Annotated in this window: 6 protein-coding genes; 5 read left to right on the top strand and 1 reads right to left on the bottom strand. The window is 63.5% G+C overall.

The genetic code is table 11. From position 1 onward, the window contains the following. Positions 1 to 154: 154 nt before the first annotated feature. Entirely contained in the window at positions 155 to 2,317 is a 2,163-nt protein-coding gene (locus HMPREF1546_RS07080) for an S-layer homology domain-containing protein (RefSeq protein WP_036630021.1), read from the top strand. Positions 2,318 to 2,356: 39 nt separating this feature from the next. Further along, positions 2,357 to 3,142 carry a 5-deoxy-glucuronate isomerase gene (locus tag HMPREF1546_RS07075; RefSeq protein WP_021748851.1) on the top strand — a complete coding sequence of 262 codons (786 nt, stop codon included), beginning with the start codon at positions 2,357 to 2,359 and terminating at the stop codon, positions 3,140 to 3,142. A gap of 64 nt (positions 3,143 to 3,206) precedes the next feature. Here the strand turns inward: HMPREF1546_RS07075 and HMPREF1546_RS07070 are convergent, their stop codons facing one another. Beyond that, complete coding sequence (locus HMPREF1546_RS07070) at positions 3,207 to 3,848, bottom strand: TetR-like C-terminal domain-containing protein (protein WP_036630019.1); 642 nt, start codon at positions 3,846 to 3,848, stop codon at positions 3,207 to 3,209. A 185-nt stretch (positions 3,849 to 4,033) separates the two neighbouring features. On the opposite strand from HMPREF1546_RS07070, the gene HMPREF1546_RS07065 reads away from it, so the two are divergent. The 3 genes from HMPREF1546_RS07065 to HMPREF1546_RS07055 form a co-directional block, all read left to right on the top strand. After that, complete coding sequence (locus HMPREF1546_RS07065; RefSeq protein ID WP_021748849.1) at positions 4,034 to 4,336, top strand: hypothetical protein; 303 nt, start codon at positions 4,034 to 4,036, stop codon at positions 4,334 to 4,336. Between the two features lie 32 nt (positions 4,337 to 4,368). Continuing rightward, positions 4,369 to 6,864 carry an RND family transporter gene (locus HMPREF1546_RS07060; protein WP_036630017.1) on the top strand — a complete coding sequence of 832 codons (2,496 nt, stop codon included), beginning with the start codon at positions 4,369 to 4,371 and terminating at the stop codon, positions 6,862 to 6,864. Then, the coding region (locus tag HMPREF1546_RS07055; protein ID WP_021751817.1) for a GLUG motif-containing protein at positions 6,845 to 8,554 on the top strand (1,710 nt) is incomplete at its 3' end. The genes HMPREF1546_RS07060 and HMPREF1546_RS07055, both read left to right, overlap by 20 nt.

The raw sequence follows: 8,554 nt of genomic DNA, 5'->3' as shown, positions 1-8,554 counted from the left end.
GGGCCGCGCGGAGATTCTCCGTGCGGCCCGCCGTTCTGCCTTTCAAGGAACTTAAAAAAATAAGGAGAATCCGCAGCATCTCTGGAATTTTTCCGTCTGTTGGGATAGAATGGAATCACCATTCCGGAAACTGCCGACAATGGAGGGACGAATGATGAAGAAGCTGTTTTCTTTGACGCTGGCTATGGTGACGGCTCTGGGGCTGATGCTGCCGGCGTCCGCCGCAGAGGAGACCACAGACGAGGCCCTGGCCAGGGTGACCCAGGCCGTAAAGGCGGCCCTGGATCTGGACACGGATGCCTATGACGAATTTCAGGGCAGCTGGTATGAGGACGGTCTGACCGGTGCCTGGGATCTGTACTGGTCGACCGAGTTGGAGGAGGAACTGTCCATTTCCGCTCTGGATGACGGGACCGTAATCAGCTACGATCTGGGTCTGCCGTACACCGCCTCCAACAGCGGGGATTTCCCGGTCTTTCCCCAGGGGGATGAGGCCGCGGCCGCCCGGGCCGCCGGGGACTTTTTGGACAAGGTCCTGCGGGAGGGGGAGAGCGTGAAGCTGGAAGAGCCCCGCGGCATGGATATTCTGGGCGGGGACAGCTGCCGCTACTCCGGAGTGATCCTGCTGAACGGCCTGCCCTCGCCGCTGACCTATTCCATCACTGTGGATGCGGCGGACAACCGGGTCCGGTCTTTCCACCGGACCACGGCGGAGGACACCTTCCTGGGAGACGTCCCCTCTGCCGCCGCTGCGGTGCGCCGCGACCAGGCTGCCAAACTCCTGACGGACACCCTGGAGCTGAAGCTGGAATACGTGCGGGAGGCGGGCGGCACGTCGGCCGTGCTCCGGTATCTGCCGGTGGATACGGACACCTTTTATGTAGACGCCGCCACAGGAGCGCTTTTGAATCTGACGGAGCTGGAGGACCAGATGGGCGGCTGGGGCGCCGGAGGCAGTGCCGACAACACCGCGGCTGCGGAGAGCGGGGGCAGCGGCCTCAGCCCGGCGGAGCAGGCGGGCATCGCCCAGATGGAGGGCGTCCGGTCCTCCGCGTTCCTGGACCAGAGCCTGCGGGCAGAGCCGGTCTACGGCCTGACGGAGTACGCCCTGTCCTCCGCCGCCTACCGTCTGGCGGAACAGGAGGGGAAGGAGGATCAGGTCCTCTGCGTCCTGTCCTATGTGCGGCCCGGAGAGGAGGACAGCTGTTCCCGCACCATCACAGTGGATGCCCGCACCGGCGCGGTCCAGGAGGTGTTCTCCTACGCACCCGGAATGGAGGAGGGGGAGACACCGGCCCTGACCCAGGCGGAGGCGCAGGTCAAAGCGGAGACGTTCCTGTCCGCCCTCTGCGGCGGGCGGTGGAGTGCCCTGACACTCTATGACGGCCGGGACAACACGGAGGACCGGCGTCCGTACTACACCTTCACATACGTCCAGCAGGTAGGCGGCATTCCCTTCCCGGAGAACCGCTATACCGTGGCCATCGACAGCGGAGACGGGTCCGTGTACCGGCTGGATTATCAGTACGACGAGGATGTGACGTTCGCCGGCTCCGCCGGTATCGTGGGTGAGACGGCGGCCCTGGCCGCCTGGGCGGGGACCTATGACACGGTCCTGGCCTACCGTCTGGTGCCCCGCCCTCTGGAGAGCGGCGACGAGACGGAAGCCCGGCTGATGGAGCTGGGGCTTACCCACTTCTACGAGCTGCGGCTGACCTACGCTCTGGAGCGGGAGGAGCGGTATCTGGGCATTGACGCCGCCACCGGCAAACCGGCGGCGCCGGAGTCCGGGGATACCGCCATCACCTATACGGACCTGTCGGGCTCCGGGGTGAAAGCCGATGTGGAGAAGCTGGCCCGCTATGGCGTGGGCTATGACGGGGGCCGCTTCCGGCCGGACAAACAGCTGACCCAGTGGGATCTGGTGGCCCTGTTGGCCAGCCTGGAAGGATACTGTATCGACCCGGAGACAGCGGATGAGAGCACGCGGGACACCGTCTATTCCATGGCCTACCGGATGGGTATTCTGCCCCGGGGAACCCGGGATGAAGGCAGGGCCGTCACCCGCGGGCAGGCAGTGAAATGTCTGCTGGACTGCGCAGGTTATGGTCCAGCCGCCCGGCTTCAGGGCATCTACACCTGCACATACAGCGACGCTGCCGCCATCCCGGAGGCAGACCTGGGCTATGCGGCCATCGCCCAGGCGCTGGGCATGGTCCGGGGAAGCTATCAGGGGGACCGGACAGCCACCCGGGGAGAGCTGGCCGCCATGCTCTGCCGCCTGCTGGAGCGGCAGGGAGCAAACGCGGGCGCCTGAACGGGCCCGCCGGATGATGGAATTTGGGAGGAATTACACATGAAAAACGTATTCGGCTATCCGGAGTTTGACGCGGAGGGCGAGGAAATCCTCTGTACCTACGACAACGCATACAGCGATATGCTGATGGACATCCGGGTCTACCGGATGGAACCCGGCCGGAAGAGAGGCTTTTGCCGACGGGGCGAGGAGACCGCGGTGCTGCTTCTGTCCGGAACCGTGACCTTCGGCTGGGAGGGCCGGACGGAGACGGTCAGCCGCAGAGACGTGTTCACTGACGGCCCCTATGCCCTCCATGCCTGCGCCGGGGAGGAGATCACCGTGGAGGCGCAGACAGACGCGGAGATCCTGGTCCAGTGCACGAAGAATGACACAGCGTTCTCCGGCAGGCTGTACCGGCCGGAGGACGCCCCCTGGGTCTACTCCTGCGTGGGCAAGTTCGGCAATGTGGCCAAGCGCCGGGTAAACACCATCTTTGACAAGGATATCGCCCCCTGGTCCAATATGGTGCTGGGCGAGGTGCTGAACGACCGGGGGAACTGGTCCGGCTATCTGCCCCACCGGCACCCCCAGCCGGAGTGCTATTACTTCAAGTTCGACCGGCCGGAGGGCTTCGGCGCCAGTTTTGTGGGGGACCAGGTATTCAAGAGCGTGGACAACAGCTTCTCCGCCATCCCCGGCGGGTGCCTGCATCCCCAGGCAGTGGCGCCGGGCTTCCAGATGTATACCTGCTGGATGATCCGCCATCTGGACGGCAACCCCTGGCTGCAGACCACCCGCAACGAGGACGAGCGATATCTCTGGCTTCACGATGCGCAGGAGTGACCTGCCCACAGAGAGTTGAACAGCGGAAAAAGGCTCCGGGTTTCTCTGGGAACCCGGAGCCTTTTTATTTGGAAACAGGTCCGGCACAGTGGTCCGGTTCCAGAAGAGGCGCCGTCCCGGGACCTGCCTGGGACAGCCGGAGCCCGGCGCCACGCACATGGTCCCGCAGCACTTGGTCTACAAAGCGGATCAGCTCCTCCGGCGTGCCCTGGATCTCGCCCAGGAGCCAGTCCTCCACAATACTTACCAGCGCGCCCACATAGAACTGAGTCAGCATGGTGAGCTCCTGCTCCCCGGCCTCATACCCCAGCTCCGCGGCAATCAGACGGATCGTGCTCCGGATGATGGCGCGGATATCCGTCTGGAAGAACCGCTTCAGGTGGTCCCGGCCCATGGAGCGAAGGGCGCAGAGGCAGAACACACGGTTCTCCTGCAGGTATTGGAAAAGCTGGAGCAGGCCGTCCTGCCACAGCATGACGCCCTCGTGTTCCCGGAGCAGCGCCACCGCCTCCTCCTCAAAGATCCAGCGCACCGCGTCGTAGACATCGTCAAAATGGTAGTAAAAATGCTGGCGCGCCATGCCGCAGCCCCGCATGATCTCCGCCACGGTGATCCTGTTCAGGGGTTTCTGGGTCATCAGCTCCTTGAGTACAGTGCAGATCTGCCGCTTGGCCGCATTGCTGGCCTCGTATGTCCGTTTTTTCATATCGACCTCCATGGACCGGCAGACTCCAGTCCATTGCAGTCCAGTATAACACATTTTCCAGAGGAGTGCATCTATGCAGAATGGGGGCAAGTGTCAGATTTCTGACATCTGCCCAAGGTCTGCACCTTGCATCTCCGGGCCTGTTTCCAGTATGCTGGAGGAAATGCGGAAAGGAGCGGAGGAAGATGCGGGAAGAGTATCACGTCACGCTGTACAGCCAGATGGGCCCCAGGGAGGGTCGCCTGGACCTCCAATACGAGGGTTCTGCCGTCACAGGATCCCTGGAACTGATGGGACGCCGCAACCCCGTCCATGGCGTACGGTCGGAGGATGGGCATCTGTGCCTCTCTCATGCTATCCGGACGGCGGTCAGCACCCTTTTCTGCGAGACGGCGCTGGAGCTCCATGGGGAACGCCTTACTGGAGTGACCACGGCGGACGTCTGCCGGATGCGATGGGAGGGGAGCCGGATCTCCCCTGAGCCGTGATGGGACCGGGATTGCCGGAAGGAGCTGAAACTGTGCGCAAAGACACTGAAAAACCATCCTTTTTTGTGCGGCTGGCCACGGTGATCGTGGATAAGCGGAAGCTGATCTTTTTCCTGTACGCGTGTGCGCTGCTGTTCTGCCTGTTCTCCCGGAACTGGGTCAGCGTCTGCAACGACATCACGGAGTACCTGCCGGACTCCACAGAGACCCGCCAGGGGCTGACCCTGATGGAGGAGGAATTCACCACCTTCGGTACCGCCCGGGTGATGGTGTCCCACGTGACGCGGGGCATCGCGGAGGATCTGGCGGAACAGATCGGGGAGATCGAGGGCGTCTCCTCCGCGTCCCTGGGAGACAGCATCGGCGCAGAGGAGGACGGGGAGGCCGAGACGCCGGAGGACATCGCATCATATTTCAAGGGCGCGGACGCGCTGATCTCCGTGACCTTTGCGGGGGAGGAGGATGACGAATCCGCCCTGGCCGCCATGGAGGCCATCCGGGAGCTGCTGGCCCCCTATGACTTTTATATAGACAGCTCTGTGGGGGATTCCCAGGCGGACTCCCTGGCCGATGAGATGGGGATCATCCTGGCGGTAGCGGCGGTTATCATCGTGCTGGTGCTGCTGCTGACTTCCCGCTCCTATGCGGAGATTCCGGTGCTGCTACTGACCTTTATCGCGGCGGCCCTGCTGAATCTGGGCACGAACTTCATCTTCGGAGAGATCTCCTTTGTCTCCAACTCTGTGACGGTGGTGCTCCAGCTGGCTCTGGCCATCGACTATGCCATCATCATGCTGCACCGCTTCCTGGAGGAGCGGGAGCACGCCGGAGACCGGGAGGCGTGCATTGCGGCGGTCAGCGCCGCCATTCCCTCCATCTCCGCCAGCAGCCTCACCACCATCTCCGGCCTGGCGGCCATGATGTTCATGCAGTTTCAGATCGGCTTCGACATGGGCATCGTGCTGATCAAGTCCATTCTGTTCAGTATGCTGTCGGTGTTCACCCTGATGCCGGGGCTGCTGATGCTCTTTTCCAAGGCGATGGAGAGGACCCGCCACCGCAGCTTCATCCCCAGGATCGACCGCTGGGGCGGATTTGTCCTGAAGCTGCGCCATGTGGGAGTGCCGCTGTTCATTGTGGCCCTGGTGGGGGGCTTTTTCCTCTCCAACCGGTGCCCCTATGTGTACGGCTATACCCAGATCGAGACTGCGCGGCAGAACGAGTCCCAGGTGGCGGAGCAGCGGGTCAGCGACACCTTCGGCACCCAGAACGTGATCGCTCTGCTGGTGCCCCGGGGAGACTATGACAGTGAGAAAGCCCTGCTGGAACGGCTGGAGGCCTGCGATCAGGTGGACTACGCCATGGGCCTCTCCAATATCGAGGTGATGGACGGACACACCCTCACCGACGCCCTGACGCCCCGGCAGTTTTCCGAAATGACAGACCTAGACTACGAGCTCGTCTGCCTGCTGTACACTGCCTACGCGGCGGAGGAGGAGGCCTACGGCCGGATCGTGGGCGGTCTGGACGACTATGCGGTCCCTCTGATGGATATGTTTTTCTTCGCCTACGACAAGGCGGAGGAGGGCTATGTGGATCTGGACGAGGAGCAGCAGGCGGACCTGGACGATCTCTATGAACAGCTCGACAACGCCCGGGTCCAGATGCTGGGGGAAAACTACACCCGTATGCTCATCAATCTGAACCTGCCGGAGGAGGGGGCGGAGACCTTTGCTTTCCTCCAGACCATCCACCGGGAGGCGGAGCGGTACTACGACGCGGACAGCGTCTATCTGGTGGGGGATTCCACCAGCGACTATGACCTGTCCGTCTCCTTTGCCCGGGATAACATCATGATCAGTGTCCTGTCGGTGGTGTTCGTCATCATCGTGCTGCTGTTCACCTTCCAGTCTGTGGGACTGCCGATCCTGCTGATTTTGGTGATCCAGGGCAGCATCTGGATCAATTTTTCCTTCCCCGGCATGGCCCAGAAGCCCATTTTCTTCCTGAGCTATCTGATCGTGACAGCCATCCAGATGGGCGCCAATATCGACTACGCCATCGTGATCTCCTCCTGGTACAATGAGCTGAAGGCGGAGATGTCCCGACGGGAAGCCATCGTCCAGGCGCTGAATCTGTCCTTCCCCACGGTACTGACCTCGGGGAGTATCCTGTCCTCTGCCGGATTCCTCATCGCCCAAATCACCACAGAGCCTGCCATCGTGGGCATCGGCGAGTGCCTGTGTCGGGGGACGCTGATCTCCATGTTCCTGGTCATGTTCATCCTGCCCCAGATCCTGTTCCTGGGCGACGGGATCGTGGAGCGGACCCGGTTCGATCTCAAGGTGCCGGAGGTTGCCAGGAGTGCCCATGGCACCGTCTATGTCAACGGCCGGGTTCGGGGCCGTATTTCCGGCGTAGTGGATGCCCAGATCCAGGGCGTGATTTACGGGGACGTCTCCGGAATGCTGGAGACGGGAGCTTATCAGAAAGAGGAGGAGCCCGCCCATGAGACGGAAGATTCATAAATGCCTGAGCTTCCTTCTGGCGGCGGTGCTGCTGGCGTCCCTGGCGGCGCCTGCTGCCCTGGCCGCCGAAGGCGGGGACACGGTTTTCGTCCGCACGGCGGAGGACCTGGTCCAACTGGCAGAGAACTGCACCCTGGACAGCTGGTCCCAGGGGAGAATTGTCCGCCTGGAGGCGGATATCGACCTGTCCGGCACGGACTTCACCCCCATCCCCACCTTTGGGGGGACCTTTGAGGGGCAGGGCCACACCATTTCCGGTCTGTCCATCACGGGCAGCGGCAATGTCCGGGGACTGTTCCGGTACATACAGCCCTCCGGCGTAGTGCGGGATCTGTCGGTGGAGGGACGGGTCGATCCCTCTGACCGGAAGAATACCCTGGGCGGCATTGCCGGCAGCAACCGGGGCCTTCTTGCCGGCTGCACCTTCCACGGGACGGTGCGGGGAGCGGACAGCATAGGCGGTCTTGTGGGGATCAACGAGAGCTCGGGACAGATCGTCAACTGCACTTTCTCCGGAGCCGTCACGGGAGAGCATTATGCCGGGGGCATCGCCGGGCAGAACTACGGCGCCGTTATCCAGTGCCGGAACAGCGGCAGCATCAACACCACGGAGGTGGATGCGGAGCTGGATCTGGACGCCATCAACCGGGAACAGCTGAACGCGGCGGAAAACGTGCCGGTATGCACCGATATCGGCGGCGTCGCCGGGTATTCCTCTGGTATCATCCAGAGCTGCACCAATTCCGGCAGCGTGGGCTATGACCACGTGGGCTACAACATCGGCGGCATCGTGGGGCGGCAGTCCGGATATCTGGACGGCTGTGCCAACTCCGGCGACATTCTGGGCCGGAAGGACGTGGGCGGCGTCGCCGGTCAGCTGGAGCCGGAAGTGCGGCTGCTCTATGACCAGGGGCAGATGGGGGAGCTGCTGGATGCCCTGGACGGTCTGGGGGATCTGCTGGACCAGACGCAGCAGGATCTGCGGGGCACTTCCGACGCTCTGTCAGACCGGATGGACGCCATCTCCGCCCGGACGGACGAGGCCCGGGAGGCAGTGGGCGATCTGGCGGACTCCGCCGCGGACTGGACCAATGAGAATATCGAGGAGCTCAACAGCCTCACGGCCCGGATCTCCTGGCTCATCGACCAGCTGGCGCCGATCCTGGATGACGCCGTCGATGTGATGGACCTGGTGGAGGACCTGGCCGACGAGCTTGGGAATGCGCTGGATGAAGTCGGCGCGGCATCGGGGCTGGGAGATCAGGCGGAACAGGAGCTGCGGGCGGCAGTCCAGTCCCTCCGCCGGGCGGCCTCCAGTGGAAAAGAGGCCGTTGCCCGCCTGCTGTCGGCGCTGGAGCATCTGGGCGCGGCCCTGGGCAGCGCCCTCCAGAGCCAGGAGGCCATGGAAGAGGTTCGGGCTGCCGCCGGGGACCTGGCCGCCGCCCTCGGGGACATGTCCGACACGCTGGCAGAGATCGCCCGCATTCTGTGGAACGGCGGCGACGAAGCGGCGCTGGGAGAGGCGGCTCAAGCCCTGGCGGATACACTGGCCAGGGCGGGGGGTGCGCTGGAACAGGCGGCGAACGCCGTCGCGGCCCACATGGACAGCGGCGAGCTGGAAGAGGCCGGGAAGGACGCGGCGGCCGCATGGCAGGCACTGGGAGAGGCGGCTCAGGCCCTGCGGGCCGCC

The organism is Oscillibacter sp. KLE 1745 (assembly GCF_000469445.2).
Lineage (GTDB): Bacteria > Bacillota > Clostridia > Oscillospirales > Oscillospiraceae > Oscillibacter > Oscillibacter welbionis.
Note: the sequence above shows the minus strand (reverse complement) of the source record. Positions and strands in the feature narration are given on the sequence as shown.